General features: G+C 63.8%; 29 protein-coding genes. 17 read left to right on the top strand and 12 right to left on the bottom strand.

Features of this window, described 5'->3' with window-relative positions; genetic code table 11:
- The 4 genes from V5A19_RS10230 to V5A19_RS10215 form a co-directional block, all read left to right on the top strand.
- Positions 1–365: DsrE family protein (locus V5A19_RS10230; protein ID WP_332327781.1), on the top strand; the 365-nt coding region annotated here is incomplete at its 5' end.
- Between the two features lie 47 nt (positions 366–412).
- Positions 413–1,858, top strand: coding sequence for a hypothetical protein (locus tag V5A19_RS10225; protein ID WP_332327780.1), 1,446 nt, complete (start codon positions 413–415; stop codon positions 1,856–1,858).
- Positions 1,859–2,242: 384 nt separating this feature from the next.
- Positions 2,243–3,313, top strand: coding sequence for a c-type cytochrome (locus V5A19_RS10220; protein ID WP_332319136.1), 1,071 nt, complete (start codon positions 2,243–2,245; stop codon positions 3,311–3,313).
- 1 nt (position 3,314) lies between these two features.
- On the top strand, positions 3,315–3,818 hold the full coding sequence (locus tag V5A19_RS10215) for a DUF302 domain-containing protein (protein WP_332319137.1): 504 nt from the start codon (positions 3,315–3,317) through the stop codon (positions 3,816–3,818).
- 29 nt (positions 3,819–3,847) lie between these two features.
- Here V5A19_RS10215 and V5A19_RS10210 read toward each other — a convergent pair whose 3' ends face one another.
- Positions 3,848–4,276 carry a DUF2069 domain-containing protein gene (locus V5A19_RS10210; protein WP_332319138.1) on the bottom strand — a complete coding sequence of 143 codons (429 nt, stop codon included), beginning with the start codon at positions 4,274–4,276 and terminating at the stop codon, positions 3,848–3,850.
- Positions 4,277–4,758: 482 nt separating this feature from the next.
- Here V5A19_RS10210 and V5A19_RS10205 point away from each other — a divergent pair, with 482 nt between their 5' ends.
- On the top strand, positions 4,759–5,151 hold the full coding sequence (locus V5A19_RS10205) for a hypothetical protein (protein WP_332319139.1): 393 nt from the start codon (positions 4,759–4,761) through the stop codon (positions 5,149–5,151).
- 104 nt (positions 5,152–5,255) lie between these two features.
- Positions 5,256–6,035 carry a LysM peptidoglycan-binding domain-containing protein gene (locus V5A19_RS10200; protein ID WP_332319140.1) on the top strand — a complete coding sequence of 260 codons (780 nt, stop codon included), beginning with the start codon at positions 5,256–5,258 and terminating at the stop codon, positions 6,033–6,035.
- Between the two features lie 76 nt (positions 6,036–6,111).
- Here V5A19_RS10200 and V5A19_RS10195 read toward each other — a convergent pair whose 3' ends face one another.
- Both V5A19_RS10195 and mobB read right to left on the bottom strand, forming a co-directional pair.
- Positions 6,112–7,560, bottom strand: coding sequence for a hypothetical protein (locus V5A19_RS10195; protein WP_332319141.1), 1,449 nt, complete (start codon positions 7,558–7,560; stop codon positions 6,112–6,114).
- A gap of 192 nt (positions 7,561–7,752) precedes the next feature.
- Positions 7,753–8,964, bottom strand: coding sequence for a molybdopterin-guanine dinucleotide biosynthesis protein B (mobB, locus tag V5A19_RS14375; protein ID WP_443081445.1), 1,212 nt, complete (start codon positions 8,962–8,964; stop codon positions 7,753–7,755).
- 95 nt (positions 8,965–9,059) lie between these two features.
- Here mobB and V5A19_RS10180 point away from each other — a divergent pair, with 95 nt between their 5' ends.
- The 5 genes from V5A19_RS10180 to V5A19_RS10160 all read left to right on the top strand — a co-directional run bounded on the left by V5A19_RS10180 (position 9,060) and on the right by V5A19_RS10160 (position 12,370).
- The gene (locus V5A19_RS10180; protein WP_332319142.1) at positions 9,060–9,539 is read left to right on the top strand and encodes a hypothetical protein; all 480 of its coding nucleotides are present in this window, start codon (positions 9,060–9,062) and stop codon (positions 9,537–9,539) included.
- Between the two features lie 362 nt (positions 9,540–9,901).
- Positions 9,902–10,429, top strand: coding sequence for a GlcG/HbpS family heme-binding protein (locus V5A19_RS10175; RefSeq protein ID WP_332319143.1), 528 nt, complete (start codon positions 9,902–9,904; stop codon positions 10,427–10,429).
- A gap of 9 nt (positions 10,430–10,438) precedes the next feature.
- Complete coding sequence (locus tag V5A19_RS10170; protein ID WP_332319144.1) at positions 10,439–11,071, top strand: class I SAM-dependent methyltransferase; 633 nt, start codon at positions 10,439–10,441, stop codon at positions 11,069–11,071.
- Positions 11,072–11,287: 216 nt separating this feature from the next.
- Entirely contained in the window at positions 11,288–11,920 is a 633-nt protein-coding gene (locus V5A19_RS10165) for a TetR/AcrR family transcriptional regulator (protein ID WP_332319145.1), read from the top strand.
- 36 nt (positions 11,921–11,956) lie between these two features.
- Complete coding sequence (locus V5A19_RS10160; protein WP_332319146.1) at positions 11,957–12,370, top strand: VanZ family protein; 414 nt, start codon at positions 11,957–11,959, stop codon at positions 12,368–12,370.
- On the opposite strand, the gene V5A19_RS10155 is transcribed toward V5A19_RS10160, so the two are convergent.
- A complete protein-coding gene (locus tag V5A19_RS10155) occupies positions 12,367–12,873 on the bottom strand; it encodes a hypothetical protein (RefSeq protein WP_332319147.1) in 507 nt (168 codons plus the stop codon). The two genes, V5A19_RS10160 and V5A19_RS10155, sit on opposite strands and share 4 nt — an antisense overlap.
- Before the next feature lie 480 nt (positions 12,874–13,353).
- Here V5A19_RS10155 and lgt point away from each other — a divergent pair, with 480 nt between their 5' ends.
- Positions 13,354–14,145: a prolipoprotein diacylglyceryl transferase gene (lgt, locus tag V5A19_RS10150; protein WP_332319148.1), complete on the top strand. Its 792-nt coding sequence runs from the start codon at positions 13,354–13,356 to the stop codon at positions 14,143–14,145.
- Here lgt and V5A19_RS10145 read toward each other — a convergent pair.
- Positions 14,135–15,532 (bottom strand): aspartate ammonia-lyase, encoded by a 1,398-nt coding sequence (locus V5A19_RS10145; protein WP_332319149.1) that lies wholly within the window; start codon positions 15,530–15,532, stop codon positions 14,135–14,137. The two genes, lgt and V5A19_RS10145, sit on opposite strands and share 11 nt — an antisense overlap.
- Positions 15,533–15,699: 167 nt before the next feature.
- Here V5A19_RS10145 and V5A19_RS10140 point away from each other — a divergent pair, with 167 nt between their 5' ends.
- From V5A19_RS10140 to V5A19_RS10125, 4 genes are read left to right on the top strand one after another with little or no spacing between them, the layout of a single operon-like run.
- Positions 15,700–15,996, top strand: a complete 297-nt coding sequence (locus tag V5A19_RS10140; RefSeq protein WP_332319150.1) for a c-type cytochrome — start codon at positions 15,700–15,702, stop codon at positions 15,994–15,996.
- The gene (locus V5A19_RS10135; protein ID WP_332319151.1) at positions 15,986–16,495 is read left to right on the top strand and encodes a TlpA family protein disulfide reductase; all 510 of its coding nucleotides are present in this window, start codon (positions 15,986–15,988) and stop codon (positions 16,493–16,495) included. Before V5A19_RS10140 ends, V5A19_RS10135 begins: the two co-directional genes overlap by 11 nt.
- Before the next feature lie 22 nt (positions 16,496–16,517).
- Positions 16,518–17,867: a TolC family protein gene (locus V5A19_RS10130; protein WP_332319152.1), complete on the top strand. Its 1,350-nt coding sequence runs from the start codon at positions 16,518–16,520 to the stop codon at positions 17,865–17,867.
- Positions 17,867–18,658 (top strand): efflux RND transporter periplasmic adaptor subunit, encoded by a 792-nt coding sequence (locus V5A19_RS10125; RefSeq protein WP_332319153.1) that lies wholly within the window; start codon positions 17,867–17,869, stop codon positions 18,656–18,658. The genes V5A19_RS10130 and V5A19_RS10125 overlap by 1 nt, the downstream gene beginning before the upstream one ends.
- Before the next feature lie 82 nt (positions 18,659–18,740).
- On the opposite strand, the gene V5A19_RS10120 is transcribed toward V5A19_RS10125, so the two are convergent.
- From V5A19_RS10120 to V5A19_RS10110, 3 genes are read right to left on the bottom strand one after another with little or no spacing between them, the layout of a single operon-like run.
- Positions 18,741–19,895 carry an NAD(P)/FAD-dependent oxidoreductase gene (locus tag V5A19_RS10120; protein WP_332319154.1) on the bottom strand — a complete coding sequence of 385 codons (1,155 nt, stop codon included), beginning with the start codon at positions 19,893–19,895 and terminating at the stop codon, positions 18,741–18,743.
- Positions 19,888–20,778 (bottom strand): cyclopropane-fatty-acyl-phospholipid synthase family protein, encoded by an 891-nt coding sequence (locus V5A19_RS10115; protein WP_332319155.1) that lies wholly within the window; start codon positions 20,776–20,778, stop codon positions 19,888–19,890. Before V5A19_RS10115 ends, V5A19_RS10120 begins: the two co-directional genes overlap by 8 nt.
- A 21-nt stretch (positions 20,779–20,799) precedes the next feature.
- Entirely contained in the window at positions 20,800–21,162 is a 363-nt protein-coding gene (locus V5A19_RS10110) for a hypothetical protein (RefSeq protein WP_332319156.1), read from the bottom strand.
- Between the two features lie 91 nt (positions 21,163–21,253).
- On the opposite strand from V5A19_RS10110, the gene V5A19_RS10105 reads away from it, so the two are divergent.
- Entirely contained in the window at positions 21,254–21,520 is a 267-nt protein-coding gene (locus V5A19_RS10105) for an acylphosphatase (protein WP_332319157.1), read from the top strand.
- Between the two features lie 110 nt (positions 21,521–21,630).
- Here V5A19_RS10105 and V5A19_RS10100 read toward each other — a convergent pair whose 3' ends face one another.
- From V5A19_RS10100 to folE2, 4 genes are all read right to left on the bottom strand, one after another.
- Positions 21,631–22,194, bottom strand: a complete 564-nt coding sequence (locus tag V5A19_RS10100) for a transglycosylase SLT domain-containing protein (protein WP_332319158.1) — start codon at positions 22,192–22,194, stop codon at positions 21,631–21,633.
- A 4-nt stretch (positions 22,195–22,198) separates the two neighbouring features.
- Entirely contained in the window at positions 22,199–22,684 is a 486-nt protein-coding gene (locus tag V5A19_RS10095; protein WP_332319159.1) for a universal stress protein, read from the bottom strand.
- 76 nt (positions 22,685–22,760) lie between these two features.
- Positions 22,761–24,485: a proline--tRNA ligase gene (locus V5A19_RS10090; protein WP_332319160.1), complete on the bottom strand. Its 1,725-nt coding sequence runs from the start codon at positions 24,483–24,485 to the stop codon at positions 22,761–22,763.
- Positions 24,486–24,615: 130 nt separating this feature from the next.
- On the bottom strand, positions 24,616–25,482 hold the full coding sequence (gene folE2 / locus V5A19_RS10085; protein WP_332319161.1) for a GTP cyclohydrolase FolE2: 867 nt from the start codon (positions 25,480–25,482) through the stop codon (positions 24,616–24,618).
- Positions 25,483–25,652 lie beyond the last annotated feature (170 nt).

Genomic DNA, 25,652 nt, shown 5'->3' with positions numbered 1-25,652 from the left:
GGCTGGAGCAGGACAGCCTGGCCGAGCATCACGTGGTGATCCAGATCTCCGAGGGTGATGCCTTCAAGCAGAAGGTCGTGCTCAATAATGTGGCCAATTTGCTCAAGCACTATGGCCCCGACCGCATCCAGATCGAAGTGGTGGCCTACGGCCCCGGCCTGCGCATGCTGTTCGAGGACAATTCGAATAAGAAGCGCATCGCCAGCATGATGAAGCAGGGCGTCTCTTTCTCCGCCTGCTCCAACACCATGAGCAAGATGGACAAGGAACTCATGGATCTGGTCGAGGGCTGCCGCACGGTGCCCGGCGGGGTGGTTCAGATCCTGGAACGCCAGGAGCAGGGCTGGGCCTACATCCGGCCCTGATGGGAACCGACAGGGCTACCGAATTACTTAAGGAAGGGGTTCACGGAATGGCTAAGCGAATCCGCAATACAGCCGTTGCCGCGGCAATCGCCGTTGGACTGGGCGGAGCGAGTGCCGCGCAGGCGTCCAACTGGATCCTGCTGCAGGGCACCGAGCCCTTCGGCAAGGCCCATACACTGCAGATGTGGGGCTTCATGCAGCCCACTTTCCGGCAGGTGGATGACGGCGACAAGATCGATACCGGAGGGGCTGTGGGCATCGATGGCAATCGGCCCATCTTCAACACCTTGGGCCCGGACCGGACGTCCAACCAGTCGTTCAGCCTGTTCCGCGCCCGGCTGGGAGCGCGCGGGGTTATGCACCCCGTGAACGACAAGATCAATTACTTTTTTCTGGCGGAGTTTGGGCAAAACGGCATCACCCGCCTGGATGATCAGGATGGAAGCATCAGCCCCAAGCTGACCGACGCCTCGGTGACCTATCGGAATTTCGCCGGCGGGGGCAGCGAGGACCCGTGGAAGCCGGGTGTCAGCTTCCGGTTCGGCCAGTTCAAGATGCCCATGACCGACGAGGGCAGCCGCGGCATCATGTCCTTCGATTACATCAACTTCTCCGAGGTGACCCGCCAGCAGGTTCTGGAGCGCTATGTCCGGGCTAACTCCGGATCCAAGGCTGGTATGGACGGGTCCATCTCGGCCTTCCGCGATATTGGCCTGCAGCTGTTCGACGAGATCAAGCTCTCGGACAAGTGGGAGGCCACCTGGGCGGCCGCTGTGGGCAACGGCAACGGCATCAACCGCCTGGACAACGACGACAACCTGGACCTCTACCTGCGGGCGCAGACCGCCTACGTGTTCGACGGCGTGAAGCGGGGCGGTCCCCGGCGCGAGGACATCAAGCTGTTCGCATGGGCTCAGCGAGGCGAGCGCCGCTTCGACGACAACGGCGACGGGGTCTACCAGTCCAATGAGCAGGACTTCGAGCGCAACCGCCAGGGGGTGGGCTTCCACGTCTACAAGCAGCCCTACCGGTTCAGCGGCGAATACATCTGGGGCAACGGCATGGTGTTCAACGGCGCCGCCCCGCCGGTCAGCGATCCATCCTTTGGAGGTGGCGGTGGGGGTAATCTGGGAACCAACAACGTGCTTCCGCAGATCGCCCCGGGCGACGACAATGAGTTCAACGGCTGGTACGTGGAAGGCGGGTATTTCCCCATTCCCAACAAGCTGGGGGTCCAGGCCCGGTACGATGTGCTCAACCGGCTGAGCGGCACTTCCGACAACTATTCGTCAGCGGATGAGCGCAAGTTCGAGACCGTCACCCTGGGCCTGCAGTACTGGAATCACCCCGCCAAGGGCCAGTGGTCGCTGAACTATCGCATTCGCGACCTGAGCGCCCCGGATAACGATGTGGCGGACGATATCGGAAGCTCCATGGGCAACGAGATCGGCCTCCAGTACTTCATGCTGTTCAAGAACGTGGCCCTGCGCTAGGCCTCCCCTCCTCCCTCGTCGGTTTGTGGCCCCCGGTGCGCCGGGGGCCATTTTGTCGTTGCGAAATGTAACGCCGGGATAGGGTTAACCTTCAGAGGGGAAAACAGGTCCGATGAGCCGATGGGTAAGGCCGCTCCGAACCAAAGCTGGCCAACTGGTCCGGGTCTTGGACCAAGGCTCTGCCAGAGAGAAGTGGCAGCAGCCTTGTCGGCAGGTCTTCGGGATCCCATAGCCGGTCGATCATCCGGTTCCAAATGTTGGGGTCAACGGTCTCAAAGGTTTGGCTAGCCCGGCCCAGAGAAGGGGCCCTAAGGTTGACGCCAGGCGAGCTTTATTAGATTTTGCTGAAATGCAATACCTATCCATCCCTCAAAGAGGCGTCACATGGTCGCAAGGCAGTTCACCGGTTCTTTTGGCCGAGTGGCTTTTGGCCTTCTGGTAGCAGGTCTTTTCCTGCTTCCGCTTCATGCTCTTGCGCAGGACGCGGCGGGGAAGACCGGTAAGGCCCTCTACCAGGAGCACTGTGCTACCTGTCACGGGGACGAAGGGCAGGGGGGTATCGGCTTGCCTCTAAATTTACCGGACTTCCTGCGCACCGCCGACCGGGACTACCTGCTCGCCTCCATCCGCCATGGCCGGCCCGGCCGCGTTATGCCCAGCTTTCAGCACTTGCTGACCGAGGAAGAGCGGCAGCGCATCGCCAAGTTTGTGATGGACTGGCAGGAGGGCGTGCAGGTCGAGGTGCCTGCTGTCGGTCCGGGGGATGCGGAGCGTGGCGGCCAGCTCTTCCAGCAGAACTGCGCCGAATGCCACGGGACCCAGGGGGAAGGCGGCGACCAACCCAAACGGTCGCCCGAAGAGGTTAGCCCCGACAGCAAGGTGGTGGCCCCGGCGCTGAACAATTCCGGGTTCCTGGCCTCGGCAAGCGATGCCTTCATCAAGGCAACCATTGCCCGGGGGCGCGGCAGTACCCGCATGGCGGCCCATGGAAAGGCGCGAGGCCTGAGCGATAGGGACCTGGACGACCTGGTGGCCTTTATCCGCAGCTGGGAAGAGGGGGTGGATCCCTTGGCCAAACCAGTTATCGAGGTCCGAACGGACACCCCGGTGGATGAGCTGATCCCGCTGCTGAAGATGGCCATCAACAGCAACAACTTCGTCTTCATCCGCCAACAGACCCTCTACGAGGGATTGGCCGGCGACACGCCTGAAGAGCCTGTCCGGGTCCTGCATTTCTGCAGCTTCGGCCTTCTGGACAAGGCCCTTCAGACGGACGAGCGGGTAGGGACCTTCCTGCCCTGCCAGATAACGGTCTACCGTGACGGCGGGCAGACGGTGATGAGCGCCATCAATCCCAAGGCGTTGTCACCCCTGTTCCACAAACCGGGGCTTGAGCTCTATTGCACCCTGGTGAGTGAGCGTTATCTGAAGATCATGCAGGAAGCGAGCTTCTAAAATGACTTTTAAACAGCTTTTCACAGTCTTTGGCCTGCTCGTCGCCAGTGTCGGGATGGTTATTCCGGTTTTGGCGGCCGATGCCAACCCCAACTTCCTGGAGCGCTCCATTTCCGGAGCTCATGCCGGGCGGACCCTCAACCAGCTGCAGAACGCCATCGAGCAAGAAGGGTTCTCCTTCATGCGCGTCCAGAATGTGGACGAGGGGCTAGCCGGGAGCGGCTTCGAACGGCCTCCCTACAAGATTGTGTTTTTCGGTAATCGAGAGAAGTTTGTGCGCGCGCGCGAGATCGATCCCCGGGTGACTCCTTACCTGCCGCTCAAGATCACCGTTTACGAGGATGACAAAGGGAATACCCACCTTTCTGTGGTGGATCCGGCCGTGGTGGGGCGGATGTTCAACCCCCGGCTGAAGGACCAATTCGAGGCCTGGTCGAAGGCCCTCAAACGGATTCTGGACCGGACCACCAAGGAAGTCCGGGCCGAAACCTGGAGGGGGGACTAGGGTAACGGCGCTGCTTGCTCCAGGATAGCCTAACCGCTTTGGCTGTCGCCGGCCTCCTCCAATTCCTTTCCTGCGGTGGCGTAGGCGTAATACATGCAGCCTGCCAGCATGACGCCGGCCAGCACCAGCTGAACCATTGCCCCCACCAAGTCGAGCCCACTGGTGAAACGAGGTGACGCCAGGAATCCGTAGATGGCGGCTATCGATCCCATGATATAGGGCAAGGTCAAAAAGCTCGCCCATTGATGCGTCCGTCGCCTACCGTGCAACAGACCCCGAAGCGGCAGGATAAGGGGGACCACCTTCAGAAGCATCCATTCCGGGTATGGGCCGCCGGGGCTATACCACAAGGGCCAGGACAGCGAGTTGGCCAGAACCCCCAGGTGTCCAGTTATTGCCAGCCCGTTCCATGCGGGTGGCGAAAGGAGTGCTGTCGGACGGGCGAGTAGCTTGCGCATAGAACCATTCCTGGGGTAGCTGGGCCAATCCCCGCGCGAGGGCGGTTAAAGACGAATCTATATAAGGAATTTTTTAACAAATAATATGTTAGATCAGTGAAATGAACCGGAAGTATTGACACTCATTTTGTTACCGGCTTACGTTCCTCCTGGGCGCAATGCGAGCTTGGCCGCTAAAAGCTCTATGGCCCGGTTGCGCCAGTATGGTGTGGTTGCGCGGAGGCAGGGTGGCACCAACAATCCCTGTCACTAATAAGCCGTTTATTCTGCCCTTTGGCGGGGGAAACGGCAAGAAGCCGCTTGCCGGGGATGTCCGGGCCCTTGACGACAGGGGGCGAAACGGGGAAGCTTGGCCAAACAGCGAGGCAGTCCTCCTCTATGCGGTTTAAAGCCTTTTTTATTAGCGTGGAGGGGAGGAAGGCTTCGACGGTTGTAGGATGACAACCCGCCTTTTCAACACAATCGGGGAAGGAGCAGGTTCCGTGAGCAAGGACATCCGATTTAGCAAGTTCCTGGGAGCGATCATCGCCGGTGCCTTGATTGTTGGGGGCTGCGCTGGTCAAACCAGCAAGATGAGCGATGCCGAAAAGGCCGAGCAGGCGGTGGCCAAGGCCGAGGAAATGGTCCAGGAAGTGCGCCAGGAGACCGGCGACTGGGGGTTGTGGAAGAGCACCATGGGTATCCTGGGCAACGCCAAGAAGAGCCTGGAGAAGGGTGATTACCAAGCCGCCACCGAGGCCGCCAACGAGGTTCAGTACGAGACGGAGAAGGGGCTCGCGCAATGGCGGGAAGAAAGGGACCAGTGGCAGCTCGCCGCCCAGGCTGCCAAGAGCGCTGGCGACTTCCCCGAGAGTCAGTGGACTGCCGGCGGTTGAGCCGCTTGTTGGGCGGTTGAAACCCTGCATGGTAGGCTCAACTTAGCCCGCTCTGATCAACCCACTAGCTCTGATCAACCCACTAGCGAGGAGCATAGGAACTTATGACCCGAGCGAACCGTTTGCTGTATGCCGGCGGTATCGTCCTGGGCGCGACACTGGTTCTGGGTGGCTGTGCCACCCAGCCGACCGAGGAGGCGCCCGCCCAGGAAGATATGGAATCCCAAGCTTCTCAGGCGATTTCCGAAGCCGAGTCCGCCGTTGATAAGACCCGCAGCCAGACTGGTGACTGGGGCCTCTGGAAGAGTACTTTGGGCATCCTGGATAATGCCCGCAACAGCTTCGACCAAGGGAACTACGAGGCCGCCATCGAGGCCGCCGAAGAGGCCGAGTGGCAGGCAGAGACAGGCCTGAGCCAGCATAGTGAGGAGCAGGTTCAGTGGAAGGCTGCCGCTCAGGCTGCCAAGAACCAAGGCGACTTCCCTGAGTCCGAGTGGGCCGAGGCCCCGAGCCGCCAGGCGGAGCGGCCCGCAGGAGAAGCCGAGCAGCCCTCCCAGAAATCCAAGCAAGTGGCCAACGGCACCCTCAATGTTGCCCCTAGCGGCGAGCGGGGAACTTACATTGTGGGCAGCGGCGACAATCTTTGGGACATTGCCGCTGCCGAGGCCATCTACGGTGATCCCTTCGCTTGGCCGCTTATCTACAAGAACAATAGCGGCCGGATTGACGACCCGGACCTGATTTATCCGGATCAGCAGTTCTCCATTATCTGGAATGTCTCGGATGATGCCTATAATGCCGCGGTGCGGCATGCTAGGACCCGGGGCGCCTGGCGCCTGGGCGAGGCCGAGGCTTCCGATATGGAGTATCTGGAGCAATATTAAGCCCTATCACGGGTACCCGTAAAAACGGCGGCCGTTAGGCCGCCGTTTTTTTGTTCAAGGCTTCTCCCACCGACGGTCAGCCTTGGCTTTTCACCCGGATGGCCACATGCTCGAAATGCACTCCCATTTCTAGGATCCGAAGGAATTCCGCAGGCCATTCGCGATCATCCGTGCGGAGGGTGACGGGGACTCCTGTCCGGAACAGGCCGGGTGGTAGCAACAGGGATGCCTCCTCTCCTGCTTTGTCCTCCAAGAAAAGGGCAGGGTACTCCCGGAGGGTGGCACCAGGGCCATGAACGATACGGCACCAGCAGTCCATCGGCCTCTCCGAAAACAAATCAATTCCGACGTCGTTTTCCCCGGAATCCGGTTGGATCCGTTGCCACCGAATAATCCCCGGCCGTAGCCCATCACCCACCTGCGTGCGGTTGTCGCCAAGCTCCATTATGCCGGCCACCCTGCCGACAATGGGTGGTCCGGCCGGGACGGGGCCCCGAAGCCCGATGCCATCGGAATGGCGGTCCCGGATTTGCCAAGCGAGGGGCTCGGATGGATTAAGGCTGCGGGTTCGCATTTCGCTTTGCAGGCGGACATTGGTGTCCAGGGTGGTCATGTCGTTGGTTACGCGCCAGCGGCGGGCGAAGACATGGCGCACCGTTTGTTCTAGACCGCTTACCAGGTGCGCCTGGCCGGAAGAGTGGATGCGGGGTCCCCGCTGGCGGCTGGTGAGGAACTGCTCGAGCCGTCGAATCAGGATGCTGCGGGAAGGCTCGGGGATGCCCAGGACCACATCGGGAACCCGATCGGCCGGGGCGCTCAAGGCCAGGTTGCGGCGAAGATCGGCTAGGCGGCCAAGGACCCGGTTGGTATCCAGGATCCACCAGTTTGGCTCCGCTTCCTCAATGTGGCTGGTGGCCAAGATTTCTGGCGCCACCGGAGGCTGACCCCGGTTGGCGTCGAAGAGAAAGCGTCCGGCCCCCGATTCTACATAGGCCGAAGGCGAGGCCGCCGGGAACAGCAAGGCCTCTTCGCCCAGGAGACCCAGCAAGCGCTCCAAATGGGGCTGGAGCTCCGGCTCCCAGGCAAAGGGGTTGGCCGCCGAATGAAGTAAGGTGGTAGTGGCCGCGCCCAGGACCGTTGTGGGCCCCCGCTGTTGGAAGAGAGGTCGCCGGATGGCCAACAGGCGGGCTTGTCCAGCGGCCCGGAAAGTCTCCAGAAAGCGTCGCCACCAGGTCTCCGGCCCGGCCATCTGCTGGCGCCAGTTGGTTCGGAACAGGTTGTTCATGAGCTCAACCGCGCGCAGAGTGCTCTGGGCTAGGGCCCTGCGCCGGGGAGATAACCAGGGAACCTGGGCGAAACCCCGATGGGCCAGGAGAAGGTAGGCGTTGATAAACCGGTCAAGGACCTGGGGGTCGGAGGGTCGGGCTGCGGCATACAGGCGATCGATCAAAGCCAAGCGGGCCCGGGCCGGTAAGTAGGGAAGGCCGGGTATGGCCATGGGGTCCAGCGAGCCGTGGGGTGCCAAGTCCCGGCCCCTAGTCCCTTGCAAGGTCCTCAAAAAGATACGCAGACCGTTGCCCTTAGGCGCAGACGGAGTCGGCTCGAATGCCGTCCAGTCCAGGGGAAGTCGCGCGTTCAGCAGGGGCTTGGCCAAACGAACCTCGCGAAGGCGTGGGGATGGGGGCAGGCCAAAGAGTGCCTCGCCGCTAGCAACAACCTAGGCTCTCGGGGGTTCCAAGCCCGCCAGCTTCAAACCTCGGGCGAATTTGGTGCGGTTGTCGGGCACAAGCGGATACCGTTCCTGGAGACGGCCTATTAGGTCGCGCAACGGGCGTAGCTCACCATCCTTGAGCTCAAGCTCTACCTCCCAGACCGGATCCGCCCGGTCATCGGCCAGGATGCGGCCGCGGTCGGCAGCCCATTCCGCTTGGGCCCCGCCGGGGAGCTCCAGGTGGCGGATCCGGCGTTCCATGGTAACCCGAAAGAGGGTGATCAGGGGCCGGTCGCCTTGAAGGCAAGCTAGGGTGCTGCGCAGTTCGGGATCGTCAAAAACCGCTAGGTCCGGCGCGGGCCCGGGGACTAGGGTCTCCCACTCCCGGTGGCGATGCAGGCCTTCGGTTGGCGACCCCGTAGCATCGGCCTTGACTGTGGCCATCCAGTGATCCCCTTCCCATCGGATCCGATAGGCATAGCCCGCTTTTTCAAGGCGCAGATCCTCGGTGTCGATGTAGTCGGCGGTCATTTCCAGGGTCCGCGCCGGACCTGCGGCAAGCTCGGTGATCTCGGGGGCCTCGGCAATCTCGTCAAAGGTTTCAGGGCGCGTTACCCGGAGCTTGAACTCCTGTTCGTCCAACAAGGACTCCTCGGGGGTGATTGTGGATTCCAGCGGGTTGACCAGGGTCTCGGAGCGGAGATGTTGCGCGATGAAAGCAGCGATGGCATCCGGCCGATTGAGATCGAGCACGGGCATATCCCCCGCATCCATCGCTTGGGGGGCATCGCTGGCTACCGCGATAATGTTGGGGATCTTTCCGTGGTGCAACGGTTGGCCTAGGTCGTGGCGGTAGACCTCGATCTTGGGAATGGCCTCGCCCCGGAAACCTTCCACCAGGACAAGGTCCAGGCGGCTTGAATCCAATTCTTCCAGCAGTTCGCCAAGTTCCGGCTTGCGTTCCTCTGCCAGTTCGGTGATGAGGGCCCGGCGCTGGGGGGAGGCAACTATTGTTTGGACGGCCCCTGCTTGGCGTAGGCGATAACTGTCCTTACCCGGAACATCGGGATCGAAACCGTGGTGGGCGTGCTTGATCAGACCCACCTGAATGCCCAGATCCGTTAGAGCGGGAATAAGCCGGGCTAGGAGGGTGGTCTTGCCCGTGCCGCTGTAGGCAATAAAGCTCAACACCGGCGTATGTGCGGGAGCGTCGGCCATTTGGAATCCGGGGAAAAGGCTGCCAGTCTTGGCCCCCAGGATACGCGTATCCCCTTTCCGGCGCGAAACGGCGCCGTCCAAATAGGCAGCAATCCATGTATAAGCGCCCCGCGCGTATTCTTTTCATCGATCCGGGCGAAGGCGCCCGGGCAAGGATCGCCCAGGCTTGGGCGAGGGAGCTTGGCACCCGCTGGGTGGAGGCCGGAGCGGCTGCCATGGTTGCCGGCGAGAGCCAGCCCGACCTGACACGGGTCCTGGACGAGCGGGTGGTTTCCGGGGATACCGGCCCGTGCCCGAACTGGACCCAGGCTTTGGAGGCGAGCTGGGATCTCGTCGTTCTCCTTGACTTCAAAGGGAGTGAGGATTTGCCGGCCCGAATCCGTGGCGTTCGAGTCAAATCATGGAATCTTGCCGACAGTTGCCCTGCCGGAGCCGATGGATCGGCGATAGAGGCAATGGATCTATGCCGGGACGCCCTTCGGGAGCGAGTAGAGGGACTGCTGGGAGGCTTCCGGATGAAGGCCCGGGAAGATGACAATCAAGCGGGCATGACGGATGATGGGAACGGCCCGTAAGAAGGGTGGCCTTTACCCAAAACCGCCTAAGGGATGCATCGGGGCTGGTTCCTTTACCCGCTAGTCCGTCCTCACCCGCGGAAGCGAAGGGCTGGCTCCCGGTGGCAGTATTGCCTGGCTTTCGGCGGGACGCGTCCGGGGTGGCCAATTGCTCCCGGTCGCGACCGGACAGGCCCGAGGTGGCGCCCATTGCGCAAAGACGGGGTGGCCCCTTTATCCTTGATGCACCGGCTCACAGTCCCTGCAGCAATCGGCTCATCCAGGGCGCCTGCCGGTAAGAGAAACAAGTCGGATTGGCCCTTGCCACAAGGCCATGTATTGTTGTTCCGTCCAACCAATCAGCCCAACTAAGGAGAGCCCTCATGGCGATGCGTTTCGGAAAATCGGTTGCAGCCTTCATCGCGGGCTTTGCTTCCCTGGGGATCACTGCCTCGGCAGGTGCGCAGGAGGATCAGGCGGTCATGAAGGTGGAGCGGATGTCCATGGAGCTGTCCGGTGACATCGCCGAGGCGGCGGTAAAGGCGTGTCGGGACCAGGGCTACCAGGTGACCGCGGCCGTGGTGGATCGCAACGGGAACGCCCAAGTGGTCATGCGGGATGTCTACGCGCCCGAGGTGAGCTACCGCATCGCCAAGGATAAGGCCTACACCGCGGTGGAGTTCTCCGTAAACACCCATGAGGTCCTTCAGAACCGCGAAGGTATCGGTAATACGCTCAACCACGTCGATGGCCTGTTGTTCTCCGCTGGCGGGCTGATTGTTGAAACTGGAGGAGGCTCCATCATCGGGGGTGTGGGCGTTAGCGGTGCTCCGGAAGGGGAAATCGACCGCAAATGCGCTCAGGCTGGCCTGGACGCCGTCTCCGAGCGCCTCCAGTTCGCCGGTATGTAGAACGGCAGCGTGGATCCCGGCGATTACGACGCCTGGTACAACAGCGCCCGGGGGAGCTGGATCCTGGCCCGGGAATGGCGGCTGTTGCGTCGCCTCCTGCGGTTAGGCGCCGGTCACAGGGTTCTGGACGTGGGCGCCGGTACCGGCCGCTTCACGGCACTGTTCGATGGTGCCGGTTTCATCCCGGTGGGAGCCGAACCGGATCGGTCCATGCGCGCCTTTGCCGCCCGGCGCTACCCCTACCTGGGCTGGGTGGGCGCCGATGCCAGGGCCCTGCCCTTTCGGAAAGGGAGCTTTGACGGTGTGCTGGCGGTTACCAGTCTCTGTTTCGTTCCGGAGGAAGAGCGTTCCCTGGCGGAGATGCTCCGGGTCAGCCGGGCTCCGGTTGTGGTGGGCCTGCTGAATCGCCACAGCCTACTGCACCGACGCAAGGCGGGCCGGGGAGGCTACCGCCATGCCCGGTGGCACTCGCCAGGCGAGGCCCGGGCCTTGGCGCACCGGGCTTGTCCGGGGTGTCGGGTGCGAGTCCGCACGGCCATTTGGCTTCCCGGAGGGGGCCTGCTGGCCCGTCTGGTGGAGGGCCTTTTGAGCAACCGGCTGCCCGGGGGCGGTTTCCTGGCTCTGGCCATCGAGCCGTCGTAGGCCCCTACGGGCCTTAGGTGGTCGCATCTCCGGGAGGGCCAACAGGCTGGACCGATGGGCCGAGACTGCTGCGGCGGTCCCGGCCCATGGTTTTTTCCGGAACCGACGGGGTCCGCGTCTTGGCGGCTGCTGTGAGGTTTGCGCGCCCAGATGGGTACCGTACAATCTGGATGAAAACGGCAACCAAGCGGCCCCGGGGGCCGTTGGAGGCGAGGTTTGGAAAAGACGGGGACGGTGGCCCCAGATACCAGGGCCGCTGACGGCGCTGGCCACATCGCGGAAGTGGCGGCGCGGCTGTTCGCCCGCTACGGCTTCAAGGGTGTTTCCATGGCTGCCCTGGCCCGCGAGGCGGGTATCAGTAAGGCGGCCATCTTCCACCACTATCCCAGCAAAGAAGCGCTCTACTATCACGTCCTCCAGGAGGCCTGCCAGGAAACGACCGCCTTTCTCCAGGATCCGGGCCGTGGCGGCAAGTCCGCGGACCTCGCCCTGGCGGAGTTCTCTCGCTATTTCATGCGGCATCTGTTTGACAACGCCAGTGTCAGCCAGCTGGTGCTGCGGGAGCTTTTGGACGGGGAGTCGGAACGGGTTCGGACCCTGGCCGAGGAGGTCCATGGTCAGAACCATCAGCGGCTGGTGACCCTCATACGCCGGGGCCAGGAGGACGGCCTGTTCGACCCGGACCATGATCCCTCGCTCGTGGCGGTCACTCTGGTGGGGACCCAGTTGTTCTTTTTCCAAGCCCGGGAAGCCTTGCACCACATGCCCGAAACCGGTTTTGCCGAGGACGCCGACGGCTTCGCCCAGGGCTTGACCCGGCTTTTGCTGGACGGCCTGCGCCAGCGCTGAACCGGATCAAGCCCGAAAATCAAGGGAAGACGAGGAATGGCGAATCCGGAGCAAAGCCGACTCGGGGTGTGGGCAGGGCTTTGGGTCCTATGGATGGTCCTGATCGCGCTGACCAGCCATATTCCCGGCGAGCTCGCCCCAAGAGCCCCTTTCGAGGGGGCCGACAAGGTCGGCCACATAGCCGCTTATTTCGTCCTGGGGGTCCTCGGTGCTGGCGCGGTCGCCCGCATTCGCCCGGATTGGCCGCGGCCGGTGGTGGGCAGCATGGCCCTGGTGGTGGGCGCCCTTTTCGGCGCCCTTGATGAATTCCATCAGTCCTTTGTGCCGGGGCGCCGCATGAGTATGGAGGATTGGCTCACCGACCTGCTGGGGCTGGCCCTAGCGGTGATCGTGGCCCGGGCCGCGCGGGGAGCCTTGGCGCGCAGTTGGCTGGCTGCCGGCTCGGGCTAGGCCAGGCCCAAGCGGAGCTGGACCCGGCCTTCGCTGCTGTGAGCCTCCATGATCCGGAGCCGGCCCCTCACCGCTTCCGGGATTTTCCGGCCCCACTGGTTCTGCTGGATGATCTCGCCCAGGTCCACCAGCGCCCGATCCCCTTTTACCTTTATGCCGTCAACTCCGGCCAGGGCGCCGAGCAAGGGGCCGCGGGCGAAGAAAGGCTCGGTGGTCTCCAGATTCAGGGCCAGACTCTGGGGTGGCTCGTCCTCTCCCGGGGGCTCCAGGGTGAATGTCGCCGAGAAATCGACCCACATCCCCTTCTTCTTGAGTCCGGACAGCACCAACCGGTCTTCGTCCCGGGCTTCGAGACGGAGATCCCGGACGGAAGGGTCGTCCACCTTGCGCACAATCCGGATAAGGACCGATTGGGGGACAGGGATGTTGAACCCTTCCCGAGCGAGCTTGACCGCCCACTGGGAAAGCTTGAAAACGCCTTTTTGCCAGCCTCGAATCGCCAAAAGGGATGCCTCGCGTGGTTCACATCGACTTAAAGGGGTCCTCATTTTGCCAAGAGGGCCTGATGCGGCCTAGCGCCGACTAGGCCCGGTTTGCTACGGGCGCTAGTGTCCCGCCCTAGAAGTGCGTTACCTTTTTGAGCCTCCTGCGCCGGTTCGGAGCAAGGCATCCCGCCCCTGAGCCTCTTAGGGAGGGTGCCCGTAGCTCCGGAAGGAAGGGGCTCAGGGGCGGGATGGTGAACCCACGTCGAAGAGGCGCAAAGCAGCGCCGGTCCGGCGCAGGGGCTGCCTGCGGGCGAGCCGATATGGCGGACGGCGCGGCGTCATCGGCCCTTGACGGGCAGGGACCGCCACTCCGTTTCGCCGATCTAAAAGACAAGGCGGGGCGCCTTTAGGGCGGACAGCCCGCCTGCGGCCCGGTTTCTTGCGGCGCCCGCCATCTCGACTCGCAAAAAGGCAACGCACTTCTAGGGCGGGACACTAGTGCTGGTCTACCCGGAAATCGATCCCGTTGCCGTTTCCTTCGGTCCCGTCCAGATCCACTGGTACGGGATCATGTACGCCCTGGCTTTTGCCCTAGGGTGGTGGATCTTGCTGCGGCGCCGTCATCGTCTGGGCCTGAGCCCAGAGCAGGTAGGCGATTTTGCCTTCGCCTGCATTTTGGGTGTAATCCTGGGAGGTCGGGTGGGCTATGTGGTTTTCTACAACCCGGCCCACTACCTGGCCAATCCCTTGTCGGTGCTCGCCATCTGGGACGGCGGCATGGCCTTCCACGGCGGGCTCATCGGGGTGGCAGTGGCTGTGGTCTGGTTCGCCCGCCGTAACCGTTTGGCTATTTTGCGCCTGGCCGATTTCATTACCCCCATCGTCCCCATTGGGCTGGGCCTGGGGCGGCTGGGCAATTTCATAAACGGAGAGCTTTGGGGTCGGCCGGCCGATCCGGACCTGCCCTGGGCCATGGTCTTCCCCCACGTTGACCGGCTGCCCCGACACCCCTCCCAGCTTTACGAGCTCCTGTTGGAAGGGGTGGTCCTGTTCCTGCTGATCTGGGGCCTGGAGCGCCGCTTTCAAAGCGCCGGGCGGTTGTTCGGACTGTTGTTGCTGGGCTACGGGGTGGCCCGTTTCGGCTTGGAATACTTCAGGGCCCCCGATCCCCAGCTGGGCCTGCTGGTCATGGGGCTTTCCATGGGTCAGCTGCTGTCGCTGCCCATGGTAGCGGTGGGGATCTGGCTGATGGTGCGCCAGGCCGGGGACCGCTCGGCCGCTACAGAGTGACCCGGCCCTCCCGCGCCGCCTGCACAACCATGGCTTCGAAATCCGCCCGTTCCATAAGGCCCCGCTCGGCCACCAGGTCGGCCACCGGTCTGCCGGTTTGTTCCGATTCCTTGGCGATCTCCGCGGCCCGCTCATAGCCGATGGCCTGGTTGAGAAGGGTGGCCAAGCCTACGCTGACCATGGCGTAGTCCCGGGCGCGCTCCCGGTTGGCCGTCATGCCCCGGAGCCCGCGCTCGGTGGCGGCCTCGATTGAAGCGGTTAGCCACTCCATGGCATCGAACAGGGCCGACCCCAGCGCCGGCATCATGACATTGAGCTCCAACTGCCCGGCCCGGGCCATGGCCTGGACGGCGTGGTCCTGGCCCAGGACCTGATACAGGGTCTGGTTGAGCATCTCGAACATTACCGGGTTGACCTTGCCCGGCATGATGGAGGAGCCCGGTTGCACGGCCGTAAGCTGGATCTCGGCGAGGCCGGTGCGGGGACCGCTGGCCAGAAGGCGAACGTCATTGCTGATTCGGGTAAGCTCCCCGGCGAGCTCGGCGATCTGGCTTGAAAAATGGGCCAGGTCGGCCATGGACTGCATGGCGGCGGCCATGTCCGGGTGCAGGGTAATGGGGGCGCCGGTGAGGCGGGCCAGTTCGGAGGCGGCCGTTTCCCGGTAGCCGGCCGGGGTGTTCAGACCGGTCCCCGCCGCGGAGCCCCCTAGACCGATGCGGTGGAGGGGCTCGGCCGCCGCCTTTAGCCGCCTGCCTTGTTCCGCCAAGGTGTAGGCGTACGCACTGAACTCCCGGCCGAGGGTGGTGGGCACGGCGTCCTGGAGGTGGGTGCGTCCGCTTTTGACCGTGGCCGCCTCGGTTTCGCCGAAACCGCCCAGGACCTCGGCCATGTCTCCGATGGCCGCCTCCAATCGCGGCAGCTTGGCCACTACGGCCAGCCGGATGCCAGTGGGGATGGTGTCGTTGGTGCTCTGGGACTGATTGACGTGGTCGTTGGGGTGGACCGGGTCGTAGTCCCCGAGGCTGGCGCCTAGCTCCCGGTTGGCCAGGTTGGCGATGACCTCGTTGGCGTTCATGTTGTGGCTGGTCCCGGCCCCCGCCTGGAACCGGTCGACTACGAACTGATCGCGGTGCTCGCCTCCCAGGATGCGGTCGCAGGCGCTTCGGATGGCTTTCGCTAGATACTCGTCGAGGGTGCCCCCCGCCTGGTTGGCCACCGCTGCCGCCCGTTTTACGTGAACCGTGGCGGTAACCAAGTCGGCGTCCGGGCCCCGACCCGAGACGGGAAAGTTGGCCAAGGCGCGTGCCGTCTGGACGCCGTAAAGGACATCCGCCGGCACCTCGAACTGACCCAGGCTGTCTTGCTCCATGCGCTTATGCTGGGCCACTATCTGCTCCTTTCTGGGTTGCGACCAACCGTATTGTAGGGGGCTAGGGGGCGCGACACTAGAGAAAGGCGCCTCCGCCCGCGGTTGTTTTGCTCCCGGGCGTGGCCTAGAATGCCTGTTCTAAAGATCCTGTCCCCTTCCTGCCCGAGCTGCCAAGGAGGAGCGTCATGCGTGCCCTTCCTCTGATAGCCGGTCTGTTCCTGGTGTCCGCGAGCCTGCCCGCCGCTGCCGATCTGGATGGTGACGCCGGCCACGGGGAACAGCTCTATGGCGACTATTGCGCCGGCCAGTGCCATACCGACGAGGTACACAAGCGCGACAACCCCAACGCCACCAACCAGGCCGAGGTAGTGGCCTGGATCCAGCGCCAGTGCACCCAGGCCATGGCCCAGGACCTGTCCGTCCAGGACATCGAGGATCTGGCCACCTATCTGAACGACAAGTACTACCACTATGACAACTGAGCGGCTACCGGTCGCCTTGGCCCGCCTTGCCCTGGCCCTCCTCCTGCTGGTACCCGTGGCCAGTCCTGGGGCTCCCAAGGCACCCGCGCTGGAGGTGGAAACCCTCTCGAAGGAGCGCCTGAGCCTGACCGATTACCGCGGCAAATTAGTTTTGGTTAACTTCTGGGCGCCTTGGTGCCCGCCCTGCCGGCAGGAAATGCCCGATCTCCAGGCTTTCCACACCAAGTACGAGGATACGGTGGTTCTGGGTCTGGCGGTTAATTACCGCTCCAAGGGCAATGTGACCAACATGGTCGACATGATGAACATCACCTACCCGGTGGCCTATGCCACCCCGGAGGTGGCCGACAAGTTCGGGAGCTTTCGGGGCCTACCCCAAACCTTCCTGATCAGCCCGGAAGGCAGGGTGGTTGAGGAGCACGCTGGCCTTTTGCCGGCGGATAGGATGGAAGCTTACCGCGAACAGATTCTGGGACCCACCGCGGGGACCGCTGACTGAGCCCCTTACCGGGGGTTGGGAGGTGGATCGGAAACAGGGCACCTTGACCAAGGAGCGGTTGCGCATGGGCAGGCCGGGCGGTTACAGACGAACCCTGGTTGTTCTGGTGGCGCTGGCCGGATTTATCGGGGTGGCGAACGCTGCCCCACCGGAGCTGCCCGAATCGGGTCTGACCATTGACCAAGCGGTGCGCATCGGCCTGGCTAACCATCCCGGCCTGGTCGAAGCGCGGGCCAAGCTCGACGAGCAACGGGCCGCTGTTGAATCCGCTGGCGCCGACTACAAGCCTCGCCTGTACGCGGAGGGCATACTTCGCCAGGGGCGTCAGTTCGGCGGGGCCAATGAAGGCCAGTTCACCGACGATTCCGAAGCCCGGGTTACCGTCGAGCAGGAACTGCATGACTTCGGTGAACGGGAGGCGACTACACGGGCAGCCCGGGCCGAGGCAGAGGCTGCCGAAGTGGCCCTGTTCGATGCCCGCCAAAGGCGGGTTCTCGCCATCCGCCGTCAGTTCTACGACCTGCTTTTGAAGGAGCGCGAGGTGCAGGTGTGGAACGAGGCCATGGCGGTGGGCTTCGTACGGTGGGACTACGGCCAGGGCAAAGAGGAGCTGGGCCAGATCTCGCCGGTGGATCTGGCCCGGCGGGAGACCCGTTTCCGCCGCTTCCGGGGCAATTACCGTGAGGCTCAGCTCGATGCCAGGCTGGAGCGGGTCCGGTTGGCCCACGCCATGGGACTGACCGATGCCATTCCCACGGATTTGGCCGAACCGGAGCCGGACCTGGAGCGGCAGCTACCCAATGTTGAAGAGCTGCGCAACCGAGCCTGGCAGGCCAATCCCCGGCTGGTGGAGGCCCGCCAGCGCATGGAGGCGGCCCGGGCCCGCGTCGATGCCTCCCAGGCTCGCCGCTGGCCGCGGATCACCGGCGAGGTGGTTGCCCAGCACTACGCCCGTCGATTCAATTTCCGCAATGATATGGAGGCCGCCATTCGCCTGGAGGCGCCTCTCTATCAGGGCGGTCGCTTGGCCGCCCAGGCCGAGGAGGCCCAAGCCCGCACCCAGCAGGCGCGGGCGCGTTGGCTGCAGCTGCGCCAGACCGTGGAGGAAAACATCTACCAGGCCCATCTGGCGGTCCAGACCCTGCGGGAGAAGCGCCAGGCGGCGGAAACCGAAGTGGCATACCGCCAGCTAAAGACCGATCTGGCGCGCACCGAGTATGTCCTGGAGCTGGAGACGGACCTTGGGGACGCCCTAACCAACCAGACCCGGGCCGAGATGAAGCTCGCCGAGGCGAAATACGGCCTGGCCATGGCCTTTGACCGATTGGACGCGCTGGTGGGTGAATCGCTGGCCGGCAAGGAGAAGATGTAATGAGCGGGAAAGGGATCCTTATCGCGGTTTACCTTCTGGCCGTTCCGGCCTTGATTAACGCCCAGGGAGAGAAGGCGGCTACCGTGGAAGGCCGTTTCCAGCCGCGCAAGGTGGTGAATGTGGGAGCCCAAGTAAGTGGGCCGGTGGCGAAGGTGCTGGTCGAGGAGGGGGCCTCGGTCAGCGAAGGCGACCTGCTTGCCCGAATCGATCCCAACCAATACCGCGCCCGGCTGGAAGAGGCCCAGGCGAGGGCGGAAAAGGCCCGCTCCCAGGCGGAGGATTCGGCCCGCCAGCTGGAGCGTCAGCAGAAGATCTACGATCGAGGGCTTTCCGCCACCCGCGACCTGGAGGTGGCCGAGCGCAACGCGGCCAGCGACGGGGCCGAGGTAGAAGCGGCCGAGGCCGCCGTGCAGTCGGCGAAGGTCGATCTCCGTTACACCAGGGTCCGGGCCCCACTGGATGGTGTGGTCATCAAGCGCAACGTCGAGCCGGGTGAGACCGTGATCGCCAATCTGGAGCCGCCGCGATTGTTCCGGGTGGCGAGCAGCCTGGATCAACTGGACTTGGTCCTGCGCCTGCCAGAAGACCGCCTGGATCAGGTGACCGAAGGCGATCAGCTAACGGTTGAGGTCCCCGGCCTGGATGGTCACCGTGCCGAGGGCGAGGTGGTGCGGGTGGCCCGGGTGCCGGAAGACGGTGCCGACGAGCCTCTTTACCCGGTTCGGGTCCGGGTGGCTAATCCCAAGGGTGAGCTCCGCCCGGGCATGGCTGGGCGGGTCATCTTGGACTGAGGGCCGGGTGAGCCGGCTGCAAGCAAAAACGCTTCCCCGCGGGGAGCGTTTTTGCTTGCAGGGAGCCAGGAAATCCAGCCGGTCAGGAAACCGCCGCCTCGGGATCGAACAAAAAGACCTTGCCGAAGACCCAGTCCCGGCGTAACCGGTCGTTGCGACATATCCCTTGGACCAGGCGAGCCTGCCAGGAGTGGGGGATCCAGGCGGAGGGATCGAAGACCGGGGCCTTCTGGGGCCCGTAGCGCTCGGTTAGCTGCTCAGGGTAAGCGGTCAGAGCGGCCGCCGAAAAGGTCCCCCGTTGTAGGGCGGTTCGGGCGACCTCCGCGGCGTCGCGGGCGCTCTCCACCGCCGGGCGGATGCCTTCCCCGGAATAGTGGCGGGCGAGCCCGGCGGCGTCGCCTATCAAAAGAAAGCGGTCGCCATGGGCCTGGTTGGGCACGTGGTCGTAGACCTTGTAGGGATGACCCTTGAATTTGGTGAGCCGTTCCTCGAGCTCCGGGGTCAGCCGCCCGAGGTCACGCAGGTGCTGCAGAAAGCGGGGATGGTGATCCCGGATGCGCGGATCGCCCAGGCGGCCGATGCCGATGTTCAGGAAATCCCCCTTGGTGAAGTACCAGGCGTAGCCCTTGAAGTCCGGCTCCAAAAACAGCTCCGGCACCTCGTAATAGGGGGTGTGGGCCCGGATGGTGTCCGCCCCCACCTCGGTCTCGCTCTCCAGCGTGACCACCATGCGCTCCTCGGAGACATGCTCGGTTAGCTTGCGGCGAATGGGGTCCTTGGAGCCGCCGGCGCCGATGGCCAGGGGGGCCCGAAAGGTATTGCCGGCGCGAGTGGTGACGGTGAAGGCCTCACGCTCGCTCGCAACGGTTTTGACGTCCTCGTTGACGAACCGGGTGCCGGCCTCCCGGGCCCGGTCGAGAAGATAGTGGTCGAACTCGGCCCGGATGATACCGTAGCTCACCGGCTGTTGGTAATCGGTCCGGTAGGGTTTATCCCCCACCCACAGGACGGCGGAGGTAAAGGCGGAAATGGTGTTGGGATAGGTTTCCGGAACCAGCTCCAGGGCCTCCAGGATCTGCGGGGTGATCCAGCCGGCGCACAGCTTAACCCGCGGAAAAGCCGCACCATCCAGCAGCAGCACATCCACTCCTTTGCGGGCCAGATCCCACGCGGCGGTCGATCCCCCCGGGCCGCCCCCGATGACCAGCACGTCGGCGTCGAAGCCCGCCTCAGGCATAGATGTCCTCCCGGGTAAGGGGTACCGGCGCGAAGCGCTCCATGCGCTTGGTGGCCAGTACCTGATAGAGGAAAATCTGGCCTTCCTCGAAGTAGATGCTGCTCATGGCCAGGTACAGGATCCAGGTGCGGTAGGTTTGCTCGTCCACGTGACGGAGGCACGCCTCGTGATTGCGCTGGAGCCGCTTCACCCATTCAGCGCATGTCTTGGCGTAGTGCGCACGCAAATCCTCCACATCCTGAACTTCGAAGGCAGTGTCCTCAAGCTGGGTGATGACCGTGGACAGCGACGGCGGCTCGCCCTCGGGAAAGACCTTATCGCTGATCCAGTCGCTGCCCGGATTGGGCCGCCACTCGCGGGCGCGACTGATGCCGTGGTTCAAGAAAAGGCCATTGTCCTTGAGCAGCCGCTGGATGCCGTGGAAATACCGCGCCAGATTGCGGTAGCCCACGTGCTCCACGATGCCGATGGCACTGACGCGGTCGTACTGGGCCTCGCCGACGAGATCCCGGTAGTCGCGGTATTCCACCAACGCCTGATCCTCCAGACCCTCGCGACGGATCCAGTCGTTGGCGTAGTTGGCCTGTTGCCGGCTGAGGGTTACGCCGTGGGCTGTAATCCCGTAATGCTTGCAGGCGTGGACGATGAACGAGCCCCAGCCGCAGCCGATGTCGAGCAGAGACTGATAGGGCTTGAGTCTTAGTTTGCGGGCAATATGCTCGAACTTGGCCAGCTGGGCCCGTTCCAGATCGGTCTCTTCCTCGAGAAAATAGGCGCAGGTGTAGGCCATATTAGGGTCGAGGAAGAGGCCGTAGAAGTCATTGGAGATGTCATAGTGATGGGCAATGGAGTGGCGGTCGCGGGCACGGGTATGGCGCAGCATGATTGCGGTCGTCTCTGTGGTTCAGAGCAAAAAGATCTTGACCAGGAGCTTCAGCTTTTCCCCGGTCTGCAAGGTATCGGCGCGATCGGCAAGGGTGTTTTTGGTTCTGAGCCCTTCCAAAAGGTCCCCCTCGATGTCCCACTCGCCTTCCACATAGGCCTCGGCGGCGGCGTACTGGTTGGCGCGGAGCAGGAGCCGGCGAATGGTCCCGGGGCTATCGATACGGACCACGAAGCGGGGATTGTTGGTGTAGCGCAGCTCGCGGCCGCCGACTCGTATATTGAAATCCTTGCGGCTGTAGCGGAATAGGATGTCCGCGATGCCGCCCAGGCGTCGGGCGGTCTTGTCTTCCGGGGGGCGAACTTCGGCAGAGGTATAGAACATGAGACTCCTCTCGCTACCCAGCGGGGAGGGATGGCAGACTGATCGGGGATGAACGGGAGAGGTCCCACCGGTAATCGACGGGAGGCCTTGTATGCAACGGCACTATATCATCCATGGCCGGGTTCAGGGTGTCTTCTTCCGCGACTCCACGCGGCAGAAGGCCCAAGAACTGGGTGTTCGCGGTTGGGTGCGCAACCGGCCCGAGGGAACGGTGGAGGTCATGGCCGCTGGCGACGAAGCCTCCCTGGATGGTCTTGAGCAGTGGTTCCACGCGGGTGGGCCCCCGGCCGCATGGATCGAGAGGGTGGATCGGGAAGAGGTGTCGGAGGAGGGGCTGGAGGGGTTCCGGGTTTTGTGAAGGCAGTATTAAGTATTAAGTTTTAAGTAAAAACAGCTCTTTATATTGGACTTTAAAGTAATTGTAAACAGACCCTCGCCGGATTTTTCACTTAAAACTTATTACTGCCGTCATTCCTCCCGCCACCGCTGCCGATAGGCACGATAGATCTTTTCCGGGTAGACGGTCCGGCCTGAGCTGCCGTTGTAAGCGGCGAGGGCGTTCAGGATATCGCCGTCCTCCCTATCCAGGTAGTGGTTCAGGATGGTGCAGCCGTAGCGGAGATTGGTACGGGAGTGGAACAGGTTGTCTTCGGGCCGGCCGATCTTCTCCTGCCAGAAGGGCATTACCTGCATCAGGCCCCGGGCCCCGGCGTATGAGAGGGCGAACCGGTTAAAGTCGCTCTCCACCTCGATTACGGCAAACACCAGGCCCGGCGCCACTTTCGCCCTTTGCGCCTCCGCGAGCACCATGCGGGTGAGACGGCGGCGGCGCTGCGGACTGTCAACGAACGGGCGGAGACGGCCCACATAGTCCTGGAACCAGACCTGCTGGGCAAACCGGTCGGTGGCCGGTCGGGGCGCGTCTAGGGCCCGCCCCAGGGCATGTCTGAGCTGAGTGTCCGTGGCCTGGGCTGTGGCTACGGCACCCAGGAGGGCTAGCCCCCAGACCCAGCGGGTCACAATGACCTTCATACCGTCAGCCTTCGGTGTTTCCCTCTTCCAGGCGGGGCCCTGCCTCGGCCGACTTGATGACCAGAACCGGGCAGTGGGCCTTGCGGACGACCTTCTCAGCGGTCGACCCTAGAAGCGCGTGGCGCAGGCCCGTCCGCCCATGGGAGCCGATCACCACCAGATCAGCGGGCAGATCCCGGGCGAACTGGTTGATCGCAGCGAACGGCCGCATGGCCGATTCCTGGCAATGGACCGTAACCGAGGCTCCCAGGCCGCTAAGCTCTGCTTCCAGGCCTTCAAGGTAGCGCCGGCACTGCTCCAGCATTTCCTCGGTCAAGTCCTCCGGGGGCATCACCAGCTCGGGCCACTCGGCGTAAACTAGCTGCGGCGTGACTACGTTGAGCAGGTGCAGCTCGGCGTCGAATCGGACGGCCATTTCCGCGGCCGAGCGGGCGGCGCCGCGAGCCTGCTCGGACTGGTCCACCGGGGCTAGGATGTGGGTGAGATGCATGGGCCTTCCCCTTGCCGGACTGTGTCCGGGAACGCCTGAGCCACGGTAACCGCAACGCCCCCGCGGTTAAACCCTGTCAGTGGTTAGAGGGCTCCATGCGCTGACGAAGGAAGGTTAGTGCCTCCGCCATGGGGGCATCCTCCGCGGCCTCGGCGGTACGCGCCTTGTATTCGTAGACCCCCCGGTCCAGCCCCTTCTCCCCCACCACCAAGCGATGGGGGATGCCCACCAGGTCGGCGTCATTGAATAGCACCCCCGGACGGTCTTCCCGGTCGTCGAACAGGACATCGATCCCCGCCGCCTGCAGCTCGGCGTAAAGGGCCTCAGCCGCGTCCGCGACCCGCTGGGACTTTTTCTTGTTAATGGGGATGATGACGACCTGGAAGGGGGCTAGGGCTGCGGGCCACCGGATGCCGGCATCGTCGTGGTTCTGTTCGATGGCTGCAGCGACCACCCGGGACACGCCGATGCCGTAGCAGCCCATGACCAGCGGCCGCTCACGGCCGTCGGCGTCGAGGTAGGTGGCGCCCAGGGCATCGGAGTATTTGGTGCCTAGCTTGAAAACGTGGCCCACCTCGATGCCGCGGGCGGTGTCCAGGACGAACCGGCAGCGGGGGCAGGGGTCGCCCTTGCCGGCAAAGCGCAGATCGGCCACCTCCGGCTCGGGCAGGTCCACCCCCCAGTTGACGCCCATGAAATGCTGGTCGTCGCGGCTGGCCCCGCAGACGAAATCGGCCATAAGGGCGGCGTCCTGGTCGGCGATTACCGTCACCTGCTCCGGATCCAGGCCCACCGGACCTACCGATCCTGGCTCGGCACCGGCAAGGTCACGGATCTGGTAGGGATCCAGGAAATGGAAGTCGCCGCCCAGGGCAGGGAGGGCGGCGGCCTTGTCCTCGTTTAGCTCGTGGTCGCCCCGCAGGACAAGGGCCACGGCGCCGTGCCGACCCTCGGCGAACAGGGTTTTCACCGTCTGATCGGCCGGCACATGGAGTAAGGCAGAAACCTCGGCGATGGTGTAGGCGCCCGGAGTGTCCACGGTGTGCAGGGTCTCGCTGGGTGCCGGCCGCTGTCCTTCTGGGGGAGGCAGCTCGGCCAGCTCCATATTGGCGGCGTAGCCGCACGCGCCGCAGAAGGCGATCTCGTCCTCGCCGGACTCGGCCAACACATGGAATTCGTGGGACACCGAGCCGCCGATGGCCCCGGTCCGGGCTTCCACCGCGCGGAAATCGAGGCCAAGGCGCTGGAAGACGCGGTTGTAGGCGGCGAACATGGCCGCGTAGGTGGCGTCCAGGCTGGCCTCGTCCGCCTCGAAAGAGTAGCCATCCTTCATGGTGAACTCGCGGGCCCGCATGACCCCGAAGCGCGGCCGGGTTTCGTCCCGGAATTTGGTCTGGATTTGGTACAGGTTGGCCGGAAGCTGGCGATAGGAACGCAGCTCATCGCGGACCAGATCCGTGATGACCTCCTCGTGGGTGGGCCCGAAAGCGAACTCGCGCTCGTTGCGATCGCTCACCCGGAGCAGCTCCGGGCCGAAGTCAGTCCAGCGGCCCGACTCCTGCCATAGCTCGGCGGGCTGTATGACCGGCATGAGCAGCTCTTGGGCCCCCGCGGCGTTCATCTCCTCGCGAACAACCTGCTCCACCCGCTGCTCCACCCGCAGGCCCAGGGGCAGCCAGGAATACAACCCTGCGGCCAGCTTGCGGATCATGCCCGCCCGCAGCATCAGCTGGTGGCTGACGATCTCCGCGTCGGCCGGCGTTTCGCGCAAGGTGGGTAGGAAGTACCGGGACAGGCGCATGCGCCGCGCTCCACTGCTGGATCAAAAGGTGGCTAGGTTTCCGAGCCAGAAAAGGTACCACGCCGGACGCAAACCGCCCACAGGGGCGGATCCTGCGGGCGGTGGGGTTTTTTCAGGAGTCCACACCCGGTCAGGGCAGCGGCTCGTCCTTGTCGCGCTCGATCCAGGCGTATGCGGAGTGGTTGTGGATGGACTCGAAGTTCTCGGCGCCCACTGTATACCACAGGATGCGGCCGTCGCCCTCGAGGCGGGCGGCAATGTCGCGCACCAGGTCCTCGACGAATTTGGGGTTATCGTAGGCGTGCTCGGTGACGTACTTCTCGTCGGGACGCTTGAGGACGCCGTACAGATCGGAGGAAGCCTCGGCCTCCACCAGTTCCACCAGGTCTTCCACCCACACGAAGTCGCGCGCGCGCACCTGGAGGGTCACGTGGGACCGCTGGTTATGGGCGCCGTAGTCGGAGATGGACTTAGAACAGGGGCACAGGCTGGTAACCGGCACCTGGACCTCGATGACCACCTGGTAGGCATTGCGGTTGAGGTGGCCCCGCAGGGTTACCTCGTAATCCATCTGGCTCTCGACGCCGGAGGCCGGGGCCTGTTTCATCATGAAATAGGGGAAGGCCATCTCCAGGTGGGCCTGCTCCGCCTCCAGCCGGCTCCGCATCTCCTCCAGGATGCTGCGAAAAGACTCCACCGAGATCTCCCGTTCGTGCTCGTTGAGGATCTCTACGAAGCGGGACATGTGGGTGCCCTTGAAGTGCTGGGGCAGGTCCACGTAGGCGTTAAAGTGAGCGACGGTGTGCTGCTCGCCCTGGCTGCGGTCCTTGACCCGGACCGGATGGCGGATGTCCTTGATGCCCACCTTGTTGATGGGAATCCGCCGCTGGTCGGGCAGGCCTTGCGTATCGGGGATCTGGCTGGCGCAATCGGGCAGGGAATCGGGGTTTTCGGCCTCGATGGCGTCCTTGGCAGCCTTGCGATTCGTCACGGTCATGACAAAAGCCCTTGCGGTGGGCCGGCTTCAGGCCGACCCCTCTATGGGTGAGTAATCCGATCAGGTAAGCCTAGCCTACTGACCTGCGACGTCCCGTGCAACGGAGGCCCCCGCCCGCAGCCGGGCGGTGATGCCGGCGGCGTCGAGGCCGTACTCGGCGAGCAGGTCGG

It is taken from the genome of Thiohalorhabdus sp. (assembly GCF_036628635.1).
Classification (GTDB): domain Bacteria; phylum Pseudomonadota; class Gammaproteobacteria; order Thiohalorhabdales; family Thiohalorhabdaceae; genus Thiohalorhabdus.
Note: the sequence above shows the minus strand (reverse complement) of the source record. Positions and strands in the feature narration are given on the sequence as shown.